16 protein-coding genes are annotated in these 24,328 nt (G+C 68.0%); 9 read left to right on the plus strand and 7 right to left on the minus strand.

All coding sequences use genetic code 11. The features are described 5' to 3' along the window. Complete coding sequence (locus tag ISF28_RS13710; protein WP_198117744.1) at positions 1–1,053, plus strand: glycosyltransferase family 9 protein; 1,053 nt, start codon at positions 1–3, stop codon at positions 1,051–1,053. Here ISF28_RS13710 and ISF28_RS13715 read toward each other — a convergent pair. Genes ISF28_RS13715 through ISF28_RS30525 form a run of 3 tightly spaced genes read right to left on the minus strand, consistent with a single transcriptional unit; the run spans position 994 to position 3,615 of the window. Further along, positions 994–2,118: a glycosyltransferase family 9 protein gene (locus tag ISF28_RS13715; protein WP_198117745.1), complete on the minus strand. Its 1,125-nt coding sequence runs from the start codon at positions 2,116–2,118 to the stop codon at positions 994–996. The two genes, ISF28_RS13710 and ISF28_RS13715, sit on opposite strands and share 60 nt — an antisense overlap. A 1-nt stretch (position 2,119) precedes the next feature. Then, positions 2,120–2,995, minus strand: a complete 876-nt coding sequence (locus ISF28_RS30520; RefSeq protein ID WP_370663432.1) for a glycosyltransferase family 2 protein — start codon at positions 2,993–2,995, stop codon at positions 2,120–2,122. Beyond that, complete coding sequence (locus tag ISF28_RS30525) at positions 2,992–3,615, minus strand: DUF4254 domain-containing protein (protein WP_229519074.1); 624 nt, start codon at positions 3,613–3,615, stop codon at positions 2,992–2,994. Before ISF28_RS30525 ends, ISF28_RS30520 begins: the two co-directional genes overlap by 4 nt. A gap of 157 nt (positions 3,616–3,772) precedes the next feature. Between ISF28_RS30525 and ISF28_RS13725 the strand changes: the two genes are divergently transcribed. Beyond that, positions 3,773–4,975, plus strand: coding sequence for a DUF418 domain-containing protein (locus tag ISF28_RS13725; protein ID WP_198117746.1), 1,203 nt, complete (start codon positions 3,773–3,775; stop codon positions 4,973–4,975). On the opposite strand, the gene ISF28_RS13730 is transcribed toward ISF28_RS13725, so the two are convergent. Next, entirely contained in the window at positions 4,942–5,490 is a 549-nt protein-coding gene (locus ISF28_RS13730; protein WP_198117747.1) for a putative glycolipid-binding domain-containing protein, read from the minus strand. The two genes, ISF28_RS13725 and ISF28_RS13730, sit on opposite strands and share 34 nt — an antisense overlap. A 117-nt stretch (positions 5,491–5,607) precedes the next feature. On the opposite strand from ISF28_RS13730, the gene ISF28_RS13735 reads away from it, so the two are divergent. From ISF28_RS13735 to ISF28_RS13765, 7 genes are all read left to right on the plus strand, one after another. Continuing rightward, entirely contained in the window at positions 5,608–6,717 is a 1,110-nt protein-coding gene (locus ISF28_RS13735) for an AI-2E family transporter (protein WP_229519075.1), read from the plus strand. A 242-nt stretch (positions 6,718–6,959) separates the two neighbouring features. Further along, positions 6,960–7,496: a gluconokinase gene (locus ISF28_RS13740; RefSeq protein WP_229519076.1), complete on the plus strand. Its 537-nt coding sequence runs from the start codon at positions 6,960–6,962 to the stop codon at positions 7,494–7,496. 72 nt (positions 7,497–7,568) lie between these two features. Beyond that, positions 7,569–10,532, plus strand: a complete 2,964-nt coding sequence (locus ISF28_RS13745; protein WP_198117748.1) for a TonB-dependent receptor plug domain-containing protein — start codon at positions 7,569–7,571, stop codon at positions 10,530–10,532. Between the two features lie 13 nt (positions 10,533–10,545). After that, positions 10,546–11,868: a GntT/GntP/DsdX family permease gene (locus ISF28_RS13750; protein WP_370663433.1), complete on the plus strand. Its 1,323-nt coding sequence runs from the start codon at positions 10,546–10,548 to the stop codon at positions 11,866–11,868. Between the two features lie 5 nt (positions 11,869–11,873). Next, positions 11,874–14,885 (plus strand): glycosyl hydrolase family 28-related protein, encoded by a 3,012-nt coding sequence (locus ISF28_RS13755; RefSeq protein WP_198117749.1) that lies wholly within the window; start codon positions 11,874–11,876, stop codon positions 14,883–14,885. Beyond that, positions 14,875–15,789 (plus strand): alpha/beta hydrolase, encoded by a 915-nt coding sequence (locus tag ISF28_RS13760; RefSeq protein WP_198117750.1) that lies wholly within the window; start codon positions 14,875–14,877, stop codon positions 15,787–15,789. The genes ISF28_RS13755 and ISF28_RS13760 overlap by 11 nt, the downstream gene beginning before the upstream one ends. A gap of 11 nt (positions 15,790–15,800) precedes the next feature. Next, entirely contained in the window at positions 15,801–16,565 is a 765-nt protein-coding gene (locus tag ISF28_RS13765) for a ThuA domain-containing protein (protein ID WP_198117751.1), read from the plus strand. A gap of 232 nt (positions 16,566–16,797) precedes the next feature. On the opposite strand, the gene ISF28_RS13770 is transcribed toward ISF28_RS13765, so the two are convergent. The 3 genes from ISF28_RS13770 to ISF28_RS13780 all read right to left on the minus strand — a co-directional run bounded on the left by ISF28_RS13770 (position 16,798) and on the right by ISF28_RS13780 (position 24,106). Next, a complete protein-coding gene (locus ISF28_RS13770; RefSeq protein WP_198117752.1) occupies positions 16,798–17,685 on the minus strand; it encodes an alpha/beta hydrolase in 888 nt (295 codons plus the stop codon). Positions 17,686–17,754: 69 nt separating this feature from the next. Further along, entirely contained in the window at positions 17,755–20,424 is a 2,670-nt protein-coding gene (locus ISF28_RS13775; RefSeq protein ID WP_198117753.1) for a TonB-dependent receptor, read from the minus strand. 199 nt (positions 20,425–20,623) lie between these two features. Further along, positions 20,624–24,106, minus strand: a complete 3,483-nt coding sequence (locus ISF28_RS13780; RefSeq protein ID WP_198117754.1) for a glycosyl hydrolase 2 galactose-binding domain-containing protein — start codon at positions 24,104–24,106, stop codon at positions 20,624–20,626. Positions 24,107–24,328 lie beyond the last annotated feature (222 nt).

The following is a 24,328-nucleotide window of genomic DNA, read 5'->3' on the forward strand; positions in this document are numbered from 1 at the left end:
ATGTACCGGCGACCATTGCTGCAACGCCTAGATCCGTCTTCGGTCATCGTGTTCCGCGCCCTCCACCTGGGCGACATGCTGTGCGCGGTGCCGGCCCTCCGCGCGCTGCGCGCTGCGCTGCCCCGCGCCCACATCGCACTGGTGGGTTTGCCGTGGGCGCAGCAATTTGCGGACCGGTTCGACACGTACGTGGACGAGTTCATCGCCTTCCCCGGCCATCCTTTATTGCCCGAGCAACCAGTCCGGCACGAAGCACTCGCGCATTTTTATGCGAAGCTGTGCACCCGCCAGTTTGCCCTGGCGATCCAGCTGCACGGAAGCGGCGACGTGAGCAATGACATCGTCAGCGGCTTCGGCGCGCACGCCATGGCCGGGTTCTGCCGCGGTGCCCCCGTCGTCCGCGACCGGACCGTCCTGTTTCCCTATCCGGACATCGGCACGGAGCCGGAGCGGCTCCTGTCGCTGATGGAGCAACTGGGTGCGCCGCCGACGGGCATGCATCTGGAATTTCCGCTGTCACGGCAAGACGAAGACGAGTGGCGAGCCAGCGGCCTCGGCGACGCACTCGTTCCCGGCGACTACCTCTGCATTCATCCGGGTGCACGCAAGCGGGACAAGTGCTGGCCGGCGCGCCTGTTTGCCGAGGTGGGCGATCGCCTGGTGGCCGAATTCGGCCTCAAGGTCGTGTTGACGGGATCGGCCGCGGAAGCGGACCTGACGGCCGACGTCGCGGACCGCATGCGCCACACGCCGCTCGACGCCGCCGCACCGATCTCCATCGGGGCGATGGCCGTGCTGATGCGCGATGCCAAGCTGTTACTGTGCAACGACACGGGCGTGTCCCACATCGCGGCCGGCCTCAAGCTCAAGAGTGTCGTCGTGTTCAGCAAGGCCGACATCGCCCGCTGGGCGCCCCTCGACCGTCATACGCACCGCTGCATCTGGGATCCCGGCGCGGAGCGTGCCCAGGTGGTACTGCAGCATGCGCGTGCATTACTGTCCGGGACGGCACCCAGCCGCCAGCGCAGCGTCGGCATGTGGCCCTACTGGTAGCGGTTGCGCGGATTCGTCGATGGCTGCGCGCGCCAACGTCTCGACATCGTCGACGCTGACGTCGGCGACGAAGCTCACATCATGTGGACAGCGCGCGTGAAGGTTGTCCCGATCGCAGACGGGGCACCGCGTTCGCACCGCCAGGGCCGCGTGCAGCGTCGACGGCCGCAGCGGCATCCCTTCGATCAGGTTCGTCAGCCAGAAAATGCCGACACTCGGTACGCCCAGGGCCAACCCGAGGTGCAGCGGTCCGGTGTCGTTCGACACCAGCAGGGTGGCGCGCTCGAGCAGGCCGCACAGTCCGCCCAGGCTCAACCGGCCGGCGAGGACGATCGCCGGCGCCCGCATGCCGGCCGCCACCTCGTGTACGAGGCTCACTTCGTCCGGCGACCCATTGATTGCGACACGCGCCCCGGCTTGCGCCAGCCGGTCGCCCAGCGCCGCGAACGCGCGCGCGGGCCAGCGGCGGCGTGGGTCGGTCGATCCCGGCTGCAGCAGCACGAGACGTTCGCCGGGCAGGACGGGCACGGTGGCCGCCGCCTCTTGCCGGTCGGCTGCCGTCAGCGCGAGTTCCGCGTGCGGCGCAGGCGGTAACCGGACGTCGGCGCCGGCCAGCCCTGCGATCTCGAGCAAGGCCAGCCTGCGCTGGCCCGGTTCGCGATAGGCGACCCAGCGATCGAGCAGGGGCGCACCGGGCGCGCACGCCCCTACCGTCAGGCGCGCGCCGAATCGTCGCAGGAATGGATTCGAATAGCGCCCGCCGCCATGCATCTGCAGGGCAAGGTCGAAGCGTTCGGCGCGCATCGCGGCGACGAAGCGCTCGACCGCTTGCGCGTCCGGCACGGTATCCGACGGCGCGCCGACGCCCGGCACGGGCGGGACTTCCACGACGCGGTCCACCGGGCCGGGCCGCCCGTGCAGGAATGTCCGGTGCCACGCCTTTCCCGCCAGGACCAGCTCGGCCTCGGGATACGCCTGCTCGAGCGCATGCAGGGCCGGCAGTGCGAACACGAAGTCGCCCACCGCGCCCGGCCGCAGGACGACGATCTTGCACACGCCGTCCATGTCAACGGCTGTCCATGTCCGGGCACGCCGCCGCGTCGGGCATCCCCGGCGGATCGGCCGGCGGCGGATCGGCCAGCGGCAGCACATACGGCGCATCGATGGCCCGTGCCGTGATCGTCGTCGGCAGTTCCATGTGATACGCGCCGGACGGCAGGATGGCGCAGCCGCCGTGGCGCGCCATGACGCGCTGCTGGGCCAGCACGTCCTCGCCGCAATGCTGGGCCGGCAACTCGCGCCAGAAGTCGAATCCGCCCACGGCCCGCAGCTTGGCCGTATCGAACATCACGCACCCGCCCACCCAGGCGATCTTGTAGCGCCGGGGCGCCCCATCCCCGGATTTCAGGCGGGACTGCACGTGGAATAAATTGGCCGCACTGTGCAGGTGGTGGCGTGCCCACCCCGGGCTGCCGGGCCGGATGGTTTCCGGCACCACGGGGCCGTTCCAGAATTCGATCGTCTCCTGCATCGGCCGCGATTGTCCCAGGTAGCTCAGTCCGTGCAAGGCGCTGCCGACGAGACCGCACCGTTCCGCGCGGATGACGGCGTGCAAGCGGGCGACGAGGTCAGGCTCTAGGATCACGTCATCGTCGACGAACAGGCAGTACGCGGACCGCGCCTGGGCCAGCAGGAAGGCGCGCTGTTCGGCCATGCCGCGGCGGCGCGCACGCCGGAAGGTCTCCACGCCGCGTCCGGTGGCGCGCAGGTAGCGCAACACGGCCTGCACTTCGCCGTGCGCGCATGCGCCGTCGCCGTCCGACTGGTCGGCCAGCACGATGCGCAAGACCGGCCAGGTCTGGGCGCCGAGCGCCGTCAACGTGACCGCGAGCGCCGCCGGCCGGTTGCGGGTCGGGATCAGGACGTCGATCGTCTCGCTCACGGCGCCGCCCTTCCGTGTTGCGCCGCCTGGCCATTCAGGTAGGGGTTGAGCGCGGGATCGTTGTACATCTTGAACTGGCGGTACAGCTTGAAATACGCCCGCCCGGCCCGCGCCTCCGCCAGCAGGAGGTCGAGGCAGGACATCAGGTCTCCGCGCTGCGTGAGCAGGCGCTCGAGCTTGCCCGCGCAGACGCGGACGTGGTGCTCGTCCGCATCCGTGCGTTGCGCCTGCGCGCGCATGTGGTGGATCTTGAGGGCGAGGATCGACAGGCGGTCGATCATGGCGCCGGCCGTCTCGCTGGACAGGCGGGCGCCGGGCTGGCGGACGACGTGGTTCAGGCCGGCCAGCAGCGCATCGTCGATGGACTCGACGGCGTCGTTGCGCTTCTGGTTGTAGCGGTCGATCAGGCGCTTGCCGGCCGCGATCTCGGCCGGGGGCACGTCGAGCCGGCGCGCCCGGTCTTCCTCGCGCCACAGCAGGCCGTTGTAACGGTGGTTGTCATCGATCCATTCCCACACGCCGGATGCGCCGGTAGGCTGCGACATGACCGGCCAGTCGCGTTCGCGCAGCTGGCGGTCGTGGAACCAGACGACGGACACGGCATCGATTTCGCTTTGCATGAAGACTCCCATCCTGGGCAGACGCGTAATGCTGCTTGGAGTACCCAGGCGTACTGGAGTTCTTGGCAATGAGCTCGGGCTTGGCACAGCGCAAAGAAATGATTGGTATGGAAACGTTTTCAACCTAGAATAGCCGGGCACAACGGAGAGGAATCCCATGCCACCCCAGCCCACGTCCCGCCTCGATCTCGTCGACGCCCTGCGCGGCTTTGCCATCGCCTCGATCATGCTGTTGCATAACCTCGAGCATTTCGACCTCTATTTTTCTCCGCCGGGCGATCCCGCCTGGATGAAAGAGCTGGGGCAAGGGATCTGGGACACGATGTTCGCCTTGTTCGGCGGCAAGTCGTATGCCATCTTCGCCCTGCTGTTCGGCCTCACGTTCCACCTGCAGTCCGACGCCCGGGCACGGCGCGACGACGATTTCCGTCCGCGCTTCGCGTGGCGCATGCTCCTGCTGCTCGGGTTCGGGCTGGTGAATTCGGCGTTCTACCAGGGCGACATCCTGGCGATATATGCCGTGCTCGGCCTGGTCCTGATTCCGGTCGCGCACCTGCGTACGCGCACCGTCTTCCTGCTGGCCTGTTTCCTCACCCTGCAGCCGTTCGCCTGGTTCGATGCGCTGGCGGCGCTGCACAGTGCGCCCGGCAAGCTGCCAGATCCGGCCTCCTGGGCGCTCTTCGGCCAAGCCGACGAGTATCTGAAGCACGGTTCTCTGCTCGACGTCTGGATCGGCAACCTCACGAACGGCAAGCACGCCGTGTTGCTGTGGAGCTGGGAAATGGGCCGCATCCTGCAGATTCCCGCGTTGTTCATGTTCGGCATGCTGGCCGGGCGCGCCGGGCTGTTCGCCGTCAACGACAGGAACCGCGTCGTCTGGCGCCGCGTGTTCGTCGGCGCGTTGCTGCTGCTCGGTCCGCTGCTCGTCGTCCACACCCACCTGGCAACGTGGATCGCCGCCGAGGCGCTGAGCCGGCCGCTGGACACCATCTGCCTGCCGCTCCTCAACCTCGACATCATGTTGCTGCTCGTGACGGGCTTCGCGCTGCTGTACCGCCGTCCCCGCAGGTCGCGCGTGCTGGGCGTGTTCCGCTGGATGGGACGGATGAGCCTGACGAGCTACATGATGCAGTCGATCGTCGGGACGACGCTGTACTACGGCTACGGCTTCGGCCAGTACGCAACGACGGGCCCCGTGCTGGCGCTGCTGGTCGGCATCGTGCTGGCCCTGCTGCAGGGCTGTTTCAGCGCCTGGTGGCTCAAGCGCCACAAGCAGGGGCCGCTGGAAGCGCTGTGGCACCGCCTCACGTGGATCGGCGCGGACGCTCAGCCGGCGACGCGCGTGAACAGCCCCGGGTAATGCAGCACGAGGCCTTCGCCGTCGACTTCCAGTTCCGCGGAGAACGGACGGGACAGGCTTTCGAACAGGACCCGCTCGGGTGCCACGCGCGTGTATGCCTGGGACACGGGTTGCACGTCGAGCTTGGGCAGGTCGACGTAGGCGACGCGGATTTCCTGGCGCTGCTGCAATTGTTCGCCCAGCCGGCGGATCGGCAGCATATTCGTGAACGGACTGCCGGACAGGTCGACGTCCGTGCACCCCTGCAGGTGCGGCAACGGCGTGCCGTCGGCATCGAGCCAGTTGCCGGCCCCGTCCGCGCGCAGGCATACCCGGCCCATGCCGGCGACGTGCACGTCGAGACTGCGCACGCGCCACCGTTCATCGCAGCGTAGCAAATAACTGCAGGCAAATAAGCGGCCGCCCGCGGGGCCGATGAGGACGCCTTCGGCCGTCGCGCCGGCGTCGCCGCTCTCCAGTTCGACATGTTCCAGGCCGCCACCCTGCTCCGTGGCCCAGCGATAACTGCGTTTCACGTCGCCTCCTTCCGTGTTCCGTGCATGCCCACTGTAGCACCATGCCCGCGCCGGGATGGGCACGGGACGCAATCGTGCCGCCGAGTTGCGCGACGGCGAGACCGTCCTCGCCGTATCATGGCGACAAGGGCCGCCGCGACGGTGGACCGCTGCCAGGGAGGAACCGTGTTCGGTATCGATGCGCGTACAGCCCGCGTGGTGTGGACGGCCGCGCTGGTCATTGCAGGCCTGTATGGCGTCTATCTCGTGCGGACGACGCTGCTGGTGATGCTGATCGCCGTGCTGTTCAGCTACCTCATCTATCCGCTGTTCGTGCAGGCCCAGCGCCGGGTCGGCGGCCGCGTGCCGCGCACGCCGCTGCTGTGCCTCGTCTACCTCGTCGTCATCGCGCTCGTCGTGCTGGCCGTCGGGCTGTTCGGCAACCAGGTGGCCGAGCAGGCGACGACGCTGGCGCACCAATTGCCCACCCTGCTCGATCCCGCCACGCTGGAAAAGCGCCTGCCGCTGCCCGGCCCGCTCGAACCCTTGCGCGCGCGCGTGGCCGGCTTCCTGCGCGACCTGTTGCAGGGCGGCTCGGCGGAAGCGATGCCGTTCGTGCGCAACCTCGGCTTCGGGCTCGTGCACCTGGCCGGCAACCTGATCTATGTCGTCGTCGTGCCGATCCTGAGCTTCCTGATGATCCTGCAGGCCCCCGTCTTCGACGAACTCCTCCTGACGGTGAAGCAGCGCCGCAACGGTGCGTTCTGGACCGACGTGCTGCACGGCCTGAACACCGTGCTGTCGAGCTATGTGCGGGCGCTGGCCCTGCTGTCGCTGGCCACCCTGCTCGCCTACGGCATCGTATTATCGTTATTGCAAGTGCCGTTCGCGCTGCTGCTGGCCGCCGCCGCCGCCGTGCTGGAAGTGATTCCCGTGCTTGGGCCGCTGGTCGCGGCGGCGGCCATCGTCGGCGTGGCCCTGTTCAGCGGCTACGAGCACGTGGGCTGGGTCATCGCCTTCATCGGCGCCTACCGCATCTTCCAGGACTACATGCTGAATCCCTACCTGATGAGCGAAGGCGTGGACGTGCCCCCGATCCTCGTCGTGTTCGGCCTGCTCGCCGGCGAGGAGCTGGCGGGCGTATCCGGCATCTTCCTGTCCGTGCCCTTCCTGGCCGCGCTGCGGATGGTCGCCGTGCAGGTGCGCCTGCACCGGGCCAAGATCACGAGCGCGCCGACCGTGTTGTAAACGCCACAGATCACCCGTCCGGTGTCGCTACGCACAACTGATAGCGCTATCAGTCATTTCTTGATGTTTCTCCTCTGATGCGGGCGTCATCGGCGCGCGACGTCATGCAATGTGCATAACGGAACCCCCGCACGTTTCGCTCCGCAACACGAATAAAACTTTACAAACCTGCCGCCTTGTTGAAGACTTGGCAAAAATGATAGCGCTAACGGTCGCTTCGAATCGAAAGGAACAAAGACAGCATGGCACCACCAACCGATGTATCCCTCCAGCCCGGCACTGCGTCCCGCTGGGTCGTCATGGGCGTCTGCGGATGCGGCAAGAGCACGATCGCGGCCGCCCTCGCCCAGGCCTTGGGCGCCCGGTTCGTCGAGGGCGACGCGTACCACCCCGCCGCCAACGTGGTCAAGATGTCGGCCGGCGTCCCGCTGACGGACGACGACCGGGCCGAGTGGCTCAAGACCCTGGCCGGCGAGATCGCCGCCGCCCGCGAACGGGGCGCCGGCATCGTCGTGTCGTGCTCGGCCCTCAAGCAGCGCTACCGCGACCTGCTGCGCCAGGCCGATCCGAACCTGCGCTTTGCCCACTTGACGGGCCCGCGCAACACGATCGCGGCCCGCATGCAGACCCGCATCGGCCACTACATGCCGATCACGCTGCTGGACAGCCAGTTGCGCGACCTCGAGCCGCTGCAGCCCGGCGAAGCCGGCATCACCCTGGACATCACCCGGCCGCCGGAGACCCTGGTGGCCAGCATCATCGCATCGACCGGCCAATAAATCATCGCACCCCGGCCCAGCCGCCCACCGTCGAGGCGGCACGCCAACCACACGAGAATAATGGAGACTACCATGCGTACACCACTGCAACGCACCCTCATCAACCTGGCCGTCGCGAGCGCCTGCGGCCTGCTGGCCGCGGCCGCCCACGCCCAGGACGCCCAGCCGGCACCGCAGGCTCCGGCCACCGATGCCACGCCCGCCGTCCCCGAGACGCAGGTCGTGCACATCTCCGGCTCGCGCATCGCGGCGCGCGGCTTCTCGCAGCCGACGCCGACCACGAGCCTGTCGTCGTCCGACCTGGAAAAGGCGGCGCAGCCGAACCTGTTCAACACGCTGATCGAACTGCCCGCCCTGCAAGGCAGCACGGGCCGCACGACGAGCACCAACAGCACGTCGAGCGGCATCCAGGGCCTGTCGTCGCTGAGCCTGCGCGGCCTCGGCCCGATCCGGACCTTGACCCTGCTGGACGGCCAGCGCGTCGTCGGCGCCAACGTCACGGGTGTCACGGACGTCAGCCAGTTCCCGCAACTGCTCGTCAAGCGGGTGGACGTCGTCACCGGCGGCGCCTCGGCGTCGTACGGGTCGGACGCGGTGGGCGGCGTCGTCAACTTCATCACCGACAAGAAATTCACGGGCTTTAAAGCGAACGTCGAAGGCGGCCAGACGCGCTACCACGACGACAAGAGCGGCACCCTGCAAGCCGCCTGGGGCAAGGGCTTCATGAACGACCGGCTGCACGTGACCGTCAGCGGTGAATTCAGCAAGGAGAACGGCATCGATTCGCCTGGCTACGGCGAAGTGGGCCCCAATGGCCGCACGTGGTACCGCAACACGGTATTCCAGCGCCGTCCGCTGTCGCAGACGAACGACGGCCAGCCCGAATACAAGGTCATCGACCACGCCCAGCAATACCAGTATTCGAAATACGGCCTGATCACGAGCGGCCCGCTGCAAGGCACCGCGTTCGGCGCCGGCGGCGCGCCGTACCAGTTCGACTACGGTTCCAACGGCGTGCCGACCGGCACCGGCCAGGTCACCAACTGCGTCAATCCGTTCTGCGTGGGCGGAGATTTGTCCGGCAGCGTGGGCGCCGGCACGAATCTCGCCATGAATTTCAAGCGGCAAGTCGCGTACACGCGCCTGTCGTGGGACCTCGATCCGGACAACGAGATCTACTTCACGGCCAATTACGCGCAGGTGCAATCGCACTTCTCGCCGAACCCCGGCGCGGCCAAGCAGGCCAACCTGACGATCCGCTGCGACAACCCGTTCCTGCCGGCGTCCATCGCGGCGGCCTGCGCGGCCAACAACATCGACCGCTTCCAGTACGGCACGGCGAACGCCATCTTCCCGGCCAACATCAACGTGCACCCGACGCGCACGCAGCGCCGCTTCGTCGTCGGCGGCGACGGCCGCTTCACGCTGTTCGGCAAGGACTGGTCGTACGACGCCTACGCCGAGCACGGCGAGAACACGACCAACATCAACGTCCACGACATCACGCTGAACACCCGCTACAACAACGCGATCGACGCCGTGCGCGATCCGGTGTCGGGCAAGATCGTCTGCCGCAACGCCGTCGCCGCCGCCAACGGTTGCGTGCCGCTGAACGTCATCGGCGACAACCCGGTCGACCCGGCCGCGTGGGCGTACATCGCGCCGGCCGCCGGCCCGATCCAGCGCACGACGCAAAGCCAGGACGTGGCCAGCGCCAACTTCAACGGCGAAGTGTGGGACGGCTGGGCCGGTCCGCTGTCGATGGCGACCGGTGCCGAGTGGCGCCGCGAGAAGTACGACGTGCACGGCGACCCGTACGGCGCCGGCGTCTCGCCCGATTCGATCGGCGGCGCGGCGTATCCGCTCGATCCGACCCTCAACAGCGCAGTCGGCAACAACTGGTACGCGGGTAACTACCACAACGGCGCGGGCGCCTACAACGTGCGCGAAGCCTACGTCGAATTCAACCTGCCCGTGCTGAAATCGGCCACATGGGGCGAAGCGAACCTGAACGTCGCCGACCGCCAGACCAAGTACAGCACGGCCGGCAACGTCAGCAGCTGGAAGATCGGCGCCACGTGGAAGACGGGCATCGACGGCCTGCGCTTCCGTGCCGTCACCTCGAAGGACGTGCGCGCGCCGAACCTCTCCGAATTGTTCGCGGCGCCCGTCGTCGTCAACAACCAGGTGCAATACCAGGGCAATACGGTCAGCGTGCAGCAGCGCACCGTCGGCAACACGAACCTGCGGCCGGAAATCGCGCGCAACAACTCGTTCGGCATCGTGCTGAGCCAGCCGAGCTGGGCGCCGGGCTTCTCGACGTCGATCGACTACTACGACATCAAGGTCAACGACGTGATCTCGACCTTGTCGATCCAGCAGGAAGTCGACCTGTGCACAGCCGGCAACCAGGAGATCTGCTCGGCGATGGTGCTGAACAGCCCGGGCAACAACTACGTCACGGTGCAGAACTTCAACCTCGCGTCACTGCACCTGAAAGGCGTCGACATCGAAAGCGCGTACCGCACGAGCCTCGGCAAATTCAACCTGCCGGGCCACTTCACCGTGCGCGGGCTGGCCACGCGCACGCTGCACTTCATCACGGATTCGGGCGTCGTCGGCACGATCCCGTCGGAAGGCGCGGGCGTCAACCTGGGCAACACGCCGAAGTGGAAGCTGCTCGCCACGCAGACCTGGGATGGGCTACTGAGCGATAAACTCAGCCTCACGCTGACCGAGCGCTGGTTCAGCGACGGCAAGTACAGCAACGAGTACATCGAGTGCCAGACCAACTGCCCGGTGTCGACCCTGACCCACCCGACCATCTACGACAACAAGATGAAGGGCGCGACCTATCTCGACTTCGGCGGCAGCTACAACGTGTCGAAGCAGATGATGGTCTACTTCAAGATCGACAACCTGGCGGACCGCGATCCGGAACCGGCGCCGCAGCCGAATCCGAGCATCGCGATCAACCCGGCCCTGTACGACGTCGTGGGACGCACCTACCGCGCCGGCCTGCGCTACAACTTCTGATCGGAGGCCGGCCGTGTGGAACCTGCTGTCCGTACTGCTGGCGGTGGTCCTGCTGACGGTGATGATCGCGTGGGGCAAGATCCAGCCGCTCCTCGCGTTCGTCGTCGCCGCGCTGGTCGCCGCGCTGATGCTCGGGATGCCCGCCGCAAAGATCCCGGGCGCGATCGAAAAGGGGATCGGTGACCTGCTCGGGTCCCTCGTCGTCGTGATTTGCCTGGGCGCCGTGTTCGGCAAGCTGATCGCCGACAGCGGCGCGGCGCGGCGCATCGCCACGAGCCTCGTGAGCCGGCTCGGCATGCACCGGATCCCGGTGGCGATGACCGTCACCGGCTTCGTCGTCGGCATGCCGCTGTACTACAACGTCGGCTTCGTGCTGATGATCCCGCTGATCTTCTCGCTCGTGTACCAGTCGGGCCGGCCGGCCGTGGCGCTGGGCATGCCGCTGCTGGCGGGCCTGTCGATCGCGCACGGCTTCCTGCCGCCGCATCCGTCGGCGACGGCGCTCGTCGTCGCCGTCCACGCGGACATGGGCAAGACCTTGTTGTACGGTCTCGTCGTCGCGATCCCGACCCTGATCATCGCGGGGCCGGTCTTCGCCATGTCGCTGAAACACATCCGGGGCGAGCCCGCGCCGATGTTCCGCAGCGCGCAGCAGGAGATCCCGGACAGCGAACTGCCCGGCACCTTCAACAGCTTCGCGACGGCGCTGCTGCCCGTCGTGCTGCTGGGCGCCCTCACGCTCGTCACGCTGGCCGTCCCGGACCTGGCGAAACCGCTGGCCTTCCTTTCCAGCCCGTTGAGCGTGATGCTCGTCTCGTACGGCATCGCGGTCGTGACCCTCGGTATCGGCCGCGGCCGGCCGCTGGCGCGCGTGACGGACAGCGCCGCGGGCGCGCTGCGCGAGATCTCGCCGATCCTGATGATCATCGCGGGCGCGGGCGGCCTCAAGGAAGTGCTCACGCAGTCCGGCGTCAGCGCGGAACTGGGCACGCAGCTGGCGCACATGCCGGTGCCGCCGCTGCTGCTCGGGTGGGCCGTCGCGACCCTGATCCGCGTCTGCCTCGGCTCCGCCACGGTGGCCGGCGTGACGGCGGCCGGCGTCGTCGGCCCGCTCGTGCAGACGTCCGGCGTCGACCCGAACCTGATGGTCCTCGCCGTGGGCGCGGGAAGCCTGATGTTCAGCCACGTGAACGATTCCGGCTTCTGGATGTTCAAGGAATACTTCGGCCTCACGCTGAAGGACACCTTCCGCTCGTGGACGATGATGGAGACCCTCGTCGGCACGTTCGGGCTGTTGTTCGTGATGCTGCTGTCGCTGTTCGTCACCCGGGGATAACAACAATGAAGACTACGCTTTCCATGCTGCTGGCGACGATGTTCGCGGCCGCATTACCGGCGCAGGCATCGGTGTCCGCCTTTCAGAGCATGCCGGAAGATCCGCACGCCGTCGTCGTGCATGCGCGCGGCGACGGCCGGACGGACGACAGCGCCGCCATCCAGCAAGCCATCGACGCCGCCGCCAACAAGGGCGAAGGCGGCGTCGTGTTCCTGCCGTCGGGCCGCTACCGCATCACGAAGACCATCCTGATCCCGCTCGCCGTGCGCGTGTACGGCGTCGGCGCGACGCGGCCCGTGTTCGTGCTGGCGCCGCGCACGCCCGGCTTCCAGCAGGGCGTCGCCAACATGGTGATCTTTACCGGCGGCGACCAGTACACGGTGGGCAAGGTGCCGATGCCCGTCGCGGGCGCCGTCGGCGCGACGCATGACGTGCGCGACGCGAACTCCGCCACCTTTTATTCCGTGCTGTCCAACGTCGACTTCGAGATCGGCGACGGCAACCCGGCCGCCACCGCCGTGCGCATGCACACCGCGCAGCACTCGAACCTGTCGCACATCGATTTCCACATCGGCGACGGCCTGGCCGGCGTCTACCACGTCGGCAACATCGCGTACGACCTCAAATTCCACGGCGGCCGCTACGGCATCCTGGCCGAGAAGACGTCGCCGGCGTGGCAGTTCACCCTCCTCGACTCCACGTTCGACGGCCAGCGCGACGCCGCGATCCGCGAACACGAGGCCGGGCTCACGCTGGACAACGTCGACATCCGCGACACGCCCGTCGGCATCGACATCGACCGCGGCTACGGCGACTGGCTGTGGGGCAAGCACGTGCGCTTCGAGAACGTGGCCAAGGCCGCCGTCGTCATCAGCAACGAGGACAACGTCTACACGCAGGTCGCGTTCGAACACGCGAGCGCGCGCAACGTGCCGACCTTCGCGCGCTTTCGCGACAGCGGCCGCACGCTCGCGGGCGCGGGACGCGCGTACGAGGTCGCGGAATTCAACTACGGCATGAAGCTCGACCAGCTGGGCGCGCCGGGCCGCTTCTTCACCAACTACAAGACCGCGCCGCCGGCTGCGAAGCCGGCGCCGCAGCGCGTGCTGAAAGCCCTGCCGCCGACGCAGGAATGGGCCAACGTGCGCACCTTCGGCGCCCGGGGCGACGGCCGCGCCGACGACACGGCCGCCGTCCAGAAGTCCATCGACACGCACCGCGTCGTGTACCTGCCGCAGGGCTTCTACATGGTGAACGACACGATCCGCATGAAGCCGGACACGGTGCTCGTCGGCCTGCATCCCGGCCTGACGCAGCTCGTGCTGCCGAACGGCTCGCCCCTGTTCCAGGGCGTCGACACGCCCAAGGCGCTGTTGGAGAGCGCGCGCGGCGGCGCCGGCATCGTGTCCGGCATCGGCCTCGCGACGGGAGAGGTCAACAACCGCGCGGTCGCGCTGCTGTGGCGCGCGGGCGAGCACTCGCTCGTGGACGACGTGCGCATCCAGGGCGGTCACGGCACGCGCCTGTACGACGGCACGCGCGCCGATCCGTACAAGAAGACGGCGCGGTGGGACACGACCGCATGGTGGGACCGCCAATACCCGAGCATCTGGGTGACGGACGGCGGCGGCGGCACGTTCACCGGCATCTGGTCGCCGAGCGGCTATGCGCAGGCGGGCTTCTACGTGACGAACACGAAGACGCCGGGCCGCGTGTACGAACTGTCGGCCGAGCACCACATCCGCAACGAGATCGTGCTGGACTTTGTCGAGAACTGGTCGTTCTACGCGCCGCAGACGGAAGAAGAGGTCCGCGACGGCATGGATTCCACGTCGCTCGACATCCGCAATTCGAAACACATCCTGGTCGCGAACTACCACGGCTACCGCGTCACCCGCTCCATCAAGCCCGCGCTGGCGGCCGTGCGCATCGCCAACTCCAGCGACATCCGCTTCAGGAACGTGCACGTGAACGGCGAGAGCGGCTTCGCGACCTGCGACGAGAACGGCTGCACGACGTATGCGCGCGCCTCGAAATACCCGTACGAGAACGCCATCGTCGACGTCACGCACGGCATCCAGGTGCGCGAGCGCGAATTCGCCGTCCTCGATTACACGGGCAGGCAGGCCAGTGCGCCGGCGCCGATGGGCAAGGTCGAGAAGCTGGCGGACGGCTTTTATTCCATTGCCGGCGGCGCCGTCGATGCGCGGGGCAAGCTGTATTTCATCGACCGCCACTTCAAGCGCATCCATGCCTGGAGCCCGGAACGCGGCCTGGAAACCGTGCGCGACGCGCCGCTCGACCCGATCAACCTCGCCATCGACCGCAGCGGCGACGTGATGGTCGTGTCGCACTACGGCCCCGACGCGACCGTGTACGCGTTCAAGCCGGACGCGCCGCCGACGCCGGAAGGCGTCACGATGATCAAGCCGACGGCCGTGACGAGCCATGCGGATGCGCGCGTGGCCGTTCCCGCCAACTTCTGGGAGAACGGCGAATTCCGCGACCAGCTCGATCCGAAGACGTACGAGTTCACCACCTTGGCCGAGATGTTCGCGCGCGACGTGGCGAAGCCGAAGGCGCAGGAATATGTGTCGCCGGACGGCAGCCTCGTGCTGCCCGCCTACCGCGTGACGCGCCAGGGTCCAACCGACCACCTGGGCTACCGCTGGTCCGACACGCTCGACACGTACGGCTTCACGAGCGCCCGCGTGGGCGAGCGCGTGATCTTCACGAACGGTTCCGAGAACCGCACGTTCAGCGGCTTGATGGGCGAAGGTGGCGCCATCACGGACCTGAAGCAGGTGGCCGACCGCGGCGGCGAAAGCGCGGCGGCGGGCCCGGACGGCAATGTGTACGTCGCCAACGGCCAGGTGTTCGTCTACGGCCCGGACGGCAAGGAACGGGGCCGCATCGACGTGCCGGAACGTCCGCTGCAACTGGTCTTCGGCGGGCCGGCCAAGCGTACACTATTCATCCTGACCCACCACAGCCTGTATGCGAACCATGTCGACTAAGCGTCTTTGCCTTGCCGCCCTGCTGGCGCTGGCCTGTGCGGGCCCCGCGCTCGCCGCCTCCACCGCCCCCGCCGCCCCGCCGGTCTTCCGGCTGTGGCCCGACGGTGCGCCGGGCTCGGAAAAGCGCCACAACGAGCCGGAACAGCTCGTGGAGGGCGCCTACCCCACCAATGTGCACGACCCGTCGCTGACGGTGCTGCGCGCCGACCCGCGCCACGCCAACGGCGCGGCGGTCGTCATCGCCCCGGGCGGCGGGCACTACCTGCTCGTGGTCGAGAACGAAGGCATGCTGCCGGCACGTATGTTGAATCGCGTCGGCGTGACGGCGTTCGTGCTGAAGTACCGGCTCGCGCACGGTCCGGATTCCGCCGGCTACACCGTCGCGGGCAATGCCGCGGCCGACCTGCGGCGCGCCGTGCGCTGGGTGCGCGCGCATGCGCAGGAGTACGGCGTCGACCCGCAGCGCGTGGGCGTCATGGGCTTTTCGGCCGGCGGCGAACTCGTGCCGCTCGTCGCCGACAATCCCGAGCCGCCTCCGCGCGGCAGGACGGATGCGCTGGACCGCCTGAGCGCGCGCCCGGACTTCCAGGTGCTCGTATATCCGGGGGATGCCGGCACGCCCGCCAAGGCCGTGGACGGCGCGCCGCCCGCGTTCCTCGTCGCCGGCTCGCGCGACAAGTGCTGCATGCGGCCGACGCTTACCTTGTACGAACAGCTCGTGAAGGCCGGCGTCTCGGCCGAACTGCACATGTATGCGGACACGGACCACGCCTTCAACGTCGGACAGCGCGGCGAGCGCGTCTCGCTGCAGCACTGGCCGGACCGCCTGTCCGACTGGCTGTCCGACGGCGGCTGGCTCGTGCCGCGCAACGGCCGCAAGCCGGAAGGCGTGCCCGCGCCATGAAAGGAAAGCACATGAACCGCATCCTGCCGGCGCTGGCCGCGGCAGCCGTGCTGGCCACGCCCGCCGCCCGGGCCGACAGCCAGTACAAACTGCTCGTGCTGGCCATCCCCAACAAATACCATTACGAATACATCCCGGTCGCGCGCGACAGCCTGGAACGGCTGGCCAAGCTGCACGCGTTCGAGTTCACCTACACGAACAAGCTTGATGCCTTCGACGGCGACTTGAAGCAGTATGCGGCCGTCGTTTTCCTCAACACACCGGGCGAGGAACTGAACCCGGCGCAGCGCGCGCACTTCGAGGCGTACATGCGCACGGGCGGCAACGCCGTCGTCGTGCACCGCGCCGCGATCACGCCGCCGAACGGGTGGGTGTGGTACGAAAAGCTGGTGGGCCGCTCGTTCAAGATCCACCCGTTCCTGCAGACGGCGGCCGTCGACGTCGTCGACCCGGGCTTTCCCGCGACGTTCGGCATCCCGCCGCGCTGGATCTGGAGCGACGAGTGGTACGAGACGACGAACCCGTACGGCGTCGCCATCCACCCCGTGCTGAACGTGGACGAGTCGAGCTACGACCCGACCCGGATCTGGCCGGGCCAGCACGCGACGGGCATGGGCAAGGATCATCCCGTCGCGTGGTATCACAACTACGAAAAAGGCCGCGTGTTCGTCACCCTGCTGGGCCACGACGTCGAGATGTACCGCGACCCGCAATACCTGGCGCACCTGATGGGGGGGATCTGGTGGGCGGCGACGGGCAAGGGTCAGCGGCGCTAGGGTCTATCTGACTGACTTGTTTTGCCAGCAGTAAGACCGTCGCCTCTGCGAAGGCGGGATAGCGCCACTGGCGCTATCCCGCCAGGTTCGCAAAGAACCTATCCCAGTAGGGTGGGCACCCTGTGCCCACCAAACGCAAGCCGGTCCGCGAACGCACGGTGGGCACAAGGTGCCCACCCTACGCGAATACGCTCTAAATATCGCTCGATACCCACAGACAGTCAGATAGACCCTAGGCACCGTAGAACGCGAGCCAGTTCGCGAGGCGGCTGCGCCAGAACGCGGCGTCGTGGCCGCCGCTCGCCACGTGGAATTCGCTGGCGGCGCCGTGCGCGGCCAGCACGGCCTGCATCGCTTCGTCCTGGTGGCGCAGGGCATCGAGGTCGCCCACGTCGAGGTAGAAACGCAGGCCGCGCAGGTCGGCCCTGGCCGCCAGCAGCAGCGGATCGCGTTCGGCGCGCAGGGCCGGCGTCGGGTACAGCCAGTCGCGCTGGCCCGTGAACTGGTCCGCGCCGCCGTAATCCCACAAGGCGGCGCTGTGCGCGCCCACGCGGGCGAACAGGTCCGGGTAGCGCAGGGCCAGGTGCAGCGCGGCGAATTCGCCCATCGACAGGCCGCCGATGCGCCGGTCCGCGCGCGCGGCCGCAAAGCCGAGACGGGCTTCCACGGCCGGCAACACCTCCCCGATCAGGTAATCCTCGTACGGACCGATCGTGCCGCCGGCGCTCAGGGTGCCTTGCGCCGGCGTCGTGTTCACGCCGAAACCGTTGTCGTAGTCGGGGGCGGCGATGACGAGCGGCGCGATGGTGCCGGCGGCGATGAGCCGGTCGGCCGTGCGGTTGATGGCCAGGCCGGCGTCGAAGAACGACGCGCCGTTCCCGCCGAAGCCGTGCAACAGAAAGAGGATGGGACGGCGCGCGCCGCCCGGCGGCAGGTACAGCGCGACGTTCATCGTGCGCCCGAGCGCGCGGCTGGCGACGGCGAGCGTTTCGACGGTGCCCGCGGGCCACGCCGGCACCGACGCCGGCGCGGCAACCTCCGCGACCTGCGCACCGCCACCGCAACCTGCCAGGCAGGCCGCCGTGGCGAGCACGAACCGCCGCCGGGCATTCCGTTCCATCCGTGACCTCCATGATGAGCGCCCGGCTCATTCTAGCCGCGCCGGGAACGGAATATCTTCAGGCAGTCTTCAGTAGTTGAAGCCCGCGCGGATACCGAACATGCGCGGCTCGACGTAGGTGGCTTTCATGAAGCCGCCCCACAGCGAATCGCTGCTCGTCTTGGCGCGCTTGTCCGTCACGTTGCGCACGTAGGCCTCCGCATACCAGTTGCCGTCCGGCGAATCGAGGCGCGCCGACGCATCCGCCAGCGCATACGCGGCCTGGTAGCGGCCGATGCCGGCCCAGTCCGAGTTGCGCAGGTCGAAATAAGCCTTGTCGCGCCAGTTCACCTTCACGTACGGCGTGACGCGGTAGCCGCCCGGCAGGTCGAACTCCTGCGAGAAGTTCAGGTACACCTGGTACTTCGGCGTGTTCGGCAGGTGGTTGCCGTCGATGTTGTACAGGCGACGGCCCAGCAGGGACTTGTCCGGGCCGTTGTAGATGGCCGGGCAAGGCTGGACGCCGAATTCCGCGCGCACGTCGCCGCACTGGTAGTCGTCGCTGTAGTTGTAGAAACCGTGCACCTTGGTGTCGATGAAGCCGAAGCCGCCGCCCAGACGCGCGCCGTGCCAGGGCTTGTAATCCCACTCCAGTTCCAGGCCCGGAATGCGTGTGTCGCCGACGTTGATCGTGCGCCAGGCTTCGTACACGTCGCACTTGGGCCGGTCGGCCGGGCAAGGCTTGCCGTCGTCCGGGATGATCTGGTTGATGAAGTAGTTACCCGTCAGCTGCATGTCCTTGTAGCGCATGTAGAAGGCGGTGGCGGAGAGGCTCAGGCGGTTGTCGAGGAAGCGGCCTTTCCAGCCGAGTTCATAGTTGGTGACGGTCTCCGGGCCGTACGGCAGGAAGGTCGCCACGCCCGGCTTGCCGGTGGCGGCGCACAGGTGGTAGTTGCAGCTGTCGACCTTGTCCGCGAAACCGCCCGCCTTGTAGCCCGTCGAGACGGACGCGTACATCATCTGGCGCGGCGTGATCTGGTACTGCAGGCCGGCGCGCCACGTCGTCTTGCCCCAGGTTTCCTTGTGATCGTTGTTGGTCGCGTTGGCGTAGCCGGCATAGGCGATCGGTCCGCCGCCGGCCCAGCCCATCTGCTGCGTCAGGTCGGTGCCGTCGTGGATTTCGAAGCTCGGCGTGCCCGGAATGCCGCGGTCGTACAGGCCGCGGTAATAGGCCGGGTTGCCGATCCAGTTGGCGCCGTACACCTTGCCGCCCTTGTCTTCCTTCGAATCGCGGCTGTAGCGTGCGCCCAGCGTGGCCGTCCACTTCGGCGCGAACGACCAGTCGGCCTGGCCGAACAGGGCCTTCGAATCGATCTGGCGGTTCGGCTGCGCGTACACGACGCTGCCCGGATCGCCGAACGGATGCTGGATCGCTTCCGTCATTTCGTAGTCGATGCGGTTACGCTCGTGCATCCAGAACAGGCCGGACACGTATTTCAGGGAGCCCAGCTTCTGCTTGAGCTGCAGTTCGTGCACGGTCGATAGGTAGCGCGAATCCGCGGTGCGGTGCCACGTGTCGCGCAGCGGCCAGGTGCCCCAGTTGCCGTCCTTCGTATTCGGGAACGGGGCGATGTCGGCCCACGACGGCGCGTTCTGCAGGCCCATGTCGTCGTCCGAGATCTGGCTGCGGCGCTGGTCGGCGATGGCGAAGTTGTAGCTGACCGCGGTGCGGTCGTTGACGTTCCAGTCCGCGCCTGCGCGCACCGTGCGGATCTTCATGTCGGTCTGGCCCGGCACGTTGACGTTGATGTAGAAGTCGTCATGGGTGCAGGCGTAGCGCGTGCCGACGCCTGCGGCGCAGTCGCGGAAGAACGCGTAGCCGGCGCCCGAATCCTGGAAGTGCTCGTACGCGGCGTGCAGGGTCAGGTCCTTGTTGACGCGCAGGAGAGCCTGCAGGCGCGCGGCCCACTCGTTCTGGTTGGTGTAGTAGTCGGACGGGCGGACCTGGCGGTTGTAGCGCATGTCCACGTCCGGCACGCCGTTCGGGATCCAGCCCTTCGACGGCACGTTCGCCTCCGACAGGTCCTGGTGCTGGTCGGCGTAGCCGTCGCGGCGCACGCGCATGAACGAGCCGCGCAGGGCCAGCTTGTCGTTGACGACGACGTTCTGTACCCAGTTGACCTGCTTCTTGTTGTAGTTGCCGAAGTCCGTTTCGACCTTGCCGTAGTTGCCGGTGAAGTCGGGTTTGGCGGTGATCACGTTGATGCTGCCGCCCGTCGAGTTGCGGCCGAACAGGGTGCCCTGCGGGCCGCGCAGCACCTCGAGCTGGTCGATGTCGAACATCAGCGCCTGCGCGCCCTGCGGCCGCGGCGAGTACAGGCCGTCGACGTGAAAGCCCACGGCCGGGTCGCCCGTCTCGGTGAAGTTGGTGGACGTGATGCCGCGGATCGTGATCTGCACGCCGTTGTCCAGGCCCGAGTCGATGGTGACGTTGGGAATCTCGTTGGCCAGGTCGCGGATGTTGGTGGCGCCCTTGCGGGTCAACTGGTCCTGCGAGAGCGCGGTCACGGCGACCGGCGTCTTGAGCAGCGAGGTGCTGAAGCGGGTGGCGGTCACCGTCACTTCCGGGATCGTGTCGGCGGGTTGTGCGGTCTGGGCCGCGGCCTGGGCGTCGGTCTGTGCGTGGACGGACATTGCGGCGAAGGTGCAGGCACTGGCGACGGCCACGCTCATGGCCGTCCGTTTCATCGGATGCAGCATCATATCTCCTTGGTCTTCTGGATTATGCGTGCCGGCGATGCGGGAACCGGCACGTGGTCGGGACAGGGGACCGGCGCACCGATCCCGTCCGAACGAGTATTTCAAGCGCGATTCGTAAAATCAAAAAATTTCGCCGGACACGTTTCAGTTTCTTCGTCTTTACTAAACAACGGGCTTGTCGCGCCGCGCTGCAGCACGATTACGGCCGTGCCGCCTCCACCGCGACCGCCCGTTCCGGGCCGTTCCAGGCGCGCACGGCGACCTTGAGCGCGCCCTGCGCGCCCGTGAATTCGGCGCTGACGGTCCGGCTCTCGCCCGGCATCAGCGACACGTAGTTGTCCGACCAGTACACGGGCAGCACGCGCGCGCCGGCGGCCGTCGTCAAGGTCAGTTTCGCGTTCAGCAGCGGCACCTTCGATGGATTGGTGAGCGTGACGTCGACCTTGCGCGTGGCACCGTCCGCGTGGCCGACGGCGCGCACGGCCAGCGGCACGCTGGCGAGCGTATCGAGGCTGCGCCGGCGGTCCGGGCTCGAGGCCGGCCAGTACACGTTGTCCGAGAGCGTGCGCCCCGCGCCGTCGGTCAACGTCAGCTTCACGACCAGCAGTCCCTCGCGTGCCAGCAGCGGGCCGATACCCAGGTCGATGGGGCCGGACGTGTCTCCGCCGGCCACGCTGACGGTGGCCGCGGCGCTGCCGGCCAGCCGGCCGTCGACCGTGTACGCCTCGAACGCGACACGCGCGTTCTCGAGCGGCGCGACCGGATTGTTGATGACGTCGACGGCGTGACCGGGCAGGTTCAGTTGCACGTGCACGGGTTCGGACGCGTGTTTCGTGCCGTAGTAGGCGGCGTGCGTATCGTAATCGTGGCTGAGGATCTGCCACATCGTGCTGGGCCACGCGGGCTGCGTCATCCACAGCATGCGCCCGCTGTTCTCGCGCCACAGGCCCGCGTTCATGCCTTCGAAGATGGCGCGGTGCGATTCGTAGTTCATCAACTGTGCCTTGCGTTCGAAGTCGGCGAGCGAGGCGGGCGCGCCGTGCTGTCGTTCGAGCGCCTTCATGAACGGTTCGACGCGGCCATTGCCGCTGGCGTGCCAATCGTGATACGCGGCCGTGTCGCCCAGCGGCCAGCGCTCGGACGGCGGAACGAAGGCCTCGAACGCTTCCCGCGTGGGGAACGACGGCGTCCCCACCTCGACGGCGAAGCCCTTGGCATGCGTCGTGAAATAAGTCTCCGGCGGCTGGTAGTCGTAGGGCCCGCTGTTCTGCAGGTTGACGCGGTTCGAGCTGCCCGTGTACCAGCGCGTGCCGTCCTCCGCGTAGATCAGGTTTTCCAGCCGTTCGTTGAGCACCGGCTGCGGTACGCCCTCGTTGCGGCCGAACCAGGCGACGATGGAGGGATGATTACGGAAGCGGCGCACGACGTCGACCGCATTCGCCATGAACAGGTCGACGTCCTGCGGTTCGATGTTGTAGTCCTGCGTCGAGGCCCAGAAATCGTTCAGCACCATGAGGCCGTACTCGTCGGCCAGTTCGAAAAACGTTTCTTCCGTATCCTGGCCGACCCAGTTGCGGATGATGTTCAGATTCGCGTCGCGGTGCAGGCGGAAGTACGGTTCCAGGCGCGCGCGGTCGACGCGCTTCATGAAGTCGTCCATGCCCCAGTTGCCGCCGCGCGCCGCGATGCGCACGCCGTTGACCTTGATGACGAGGTAAGGCGTCAGGCGGGTGTCGGACAGGTCCCGGATGGCCGGTGTTCCCTCCGCTTCCGCGCGCAGCCCGGTCGCCCAGCGGGTGTCCGCGATCTTGCGCAGCGCCTCGTGGCGGGCGTCCGTGATGCGGATGCCGAGCTCGTGCCCCTTCGTGAAGTCGGCCTCCACGCGGCGCAAATGGCCCGTATGATCGACCAGCGACAGCTCGTACGTCACGCTGCGGATGCCGAAGGCGGTGCGTGCGTGGTCTGACAGCGCCGTCCCCTGCAGCACGTCGACGTCGAGATCGTGCAATTCCGGCTTGCCGTACCCGTTCGGCCACCACAGGCGCGGATGTTCGATCTTCAGCGCGGCGAATTCGCGCGCCGAGAACCGCACCGTCCGCAAACCCGGCGCCACGTCCAGCGTCCGGCTCACGACGATCGGCGTCAGCGTGCCGGCACGGTCGCGGACGGTGGCGCGCACGGTCGCGCGCACGGTCCGGTTCGACACGTTCGTCACCGGCACCTCGATGCCGATGTCGGCCTCGCCGTTGTCGGCCGCGAGCGCGGTGATCACGTGCACATCACCCACGCGCACGTCGCCCGTGCTGCGCAGGACGACGTCCTGCCACAGGCCCGTGTTGCGATCGCGCACGGACGGGATCCAGTCCCAGCCCTCGGTCGCGATGAAGGTCGGACCGTCCTGCGCCAGCACGCCGCCGTTCTCGCCGACGCCGGCCGCGATGGATTCCTCGTGCGCGATGCCGGGATGCGGCGGCGGCGACACCCTGACCGCAATGACGTTTTCGCCGTTGGGGTCGACGTACGGACCCAGGTCGACAGTGCCGCGCACGAAAGCGCCGCGCGTCATGCCGGCGCGGCGGCCGTTGACCCAGATCTCGGCTGCGTAGTTGATGCCATTGAAGGTGACGAACAGATGCCGGCCCGGCCGATGATCGGGCGGCAGGACGAAGCTGGCGCGATACCACCAGTCCTGTCGGCTCAGGCTCTCCGGAATCGCGAGGTTGTCGAGGCCATGCGCCGGATCCGGATACACACCGCGGTCGACCAGTGTCGTGAGCACGGTGCCGGGCACGGTGGCCTTGTACCAGCGCGACGCATCGTAGCCGCCGCTCGAGATCCGGCGGGGGGATTCCGGTGCCTTGTCCGCGGATTGCAGCGTCCAGGCGCGGATCGTCCAGGTGTTGGCGCCGCGCTTTTCCAGCGCCGCTCCGGCGTAGGCCGGCACGGCGACGGGGCGCGACGCCGGCGCCGCGCTCCTGGGCAGCGTCCACGCGTCCTGCGGCGCAAGCTGGCCGGCCATCTGGTGCGTCTGCAGGGGCCAATGCGGGCTGCCGGTCTCGAACACGGTCAACGCCTCGTCCGGCCGTGCCGCCGCCAGGCGTGCGACGGCCTGCGCGTCCAGCGCTTCGTCCGCCACCATCAATCCCGCGACGCGGCCGGCGAAACCGCTCGATGCCCCGGTGCGCGGCGCGATCACGAGTTGCGGGGCGTCGGCTTGCGCGCCGCCCGCGTCCTGCCGGCCGACCTCGCGGCCGTTCGCGTACAGGACGACGCGGCCGCCGTCCCGGCTGGCCGCGACATGGGTCCAGATGCCCGCGCCGAGCGGCACGTCCGTGCGAACGGGCGCACCCGATCCGCAAAACGCCACATTACCCTCGGCGCTGCACAGGTATCCGATACCGGCCACGCCGGCCAACAGGACCGTCCCGCGGCCCGGCTCGGACGGCTTGAACCAGCCGCCGATGGCGAAGCCGCGCTGGCCGGCCAGCGTCATGCCCTTGGGAGGCTGCTTGGCGAGGCCATCGCTGGCGGCCGGGAATTCGGCATTGAACGGTCCCCACGTGGCCGCATCGGCGCCGGGCGCCAGCGCGGCGGACGCCGCCAGCAGCATAGCGAGCGCGACATTCAAGGTACGGGGTAGGCGGGCGACGGGCGTGGACGGGCCCGAACTGGCTTGGCGCATGGGAGTCTCCGGGAATGGGCGTGTTGTCCCGGCGCGGGGCGGCCGGGACCGTTGTGCGGCGGATTCTGCATCGGGCCGATGGGAGGGTCAAACGCGAGACGGCCTTTGCGGCGCAGTTTAGCAATGATCACTAAACCGCCCGCGACGGGGCCGGCACGCCCCTGCCTGCCCTGCAGGCCCAACCTCGCGGCTCTTTAGTAAAGCCGCCTGACCGTTCTCAAC

Source organism: Massilia rhizosphaerae (assembly GCF_016093545.1).
Lineage (GTDB): Bacteria > Pseudomonadota > Gammaproteobacteria > Burkholderiales > Burkholderiaceae_D > Telluria > Telluria rhizosphaerae.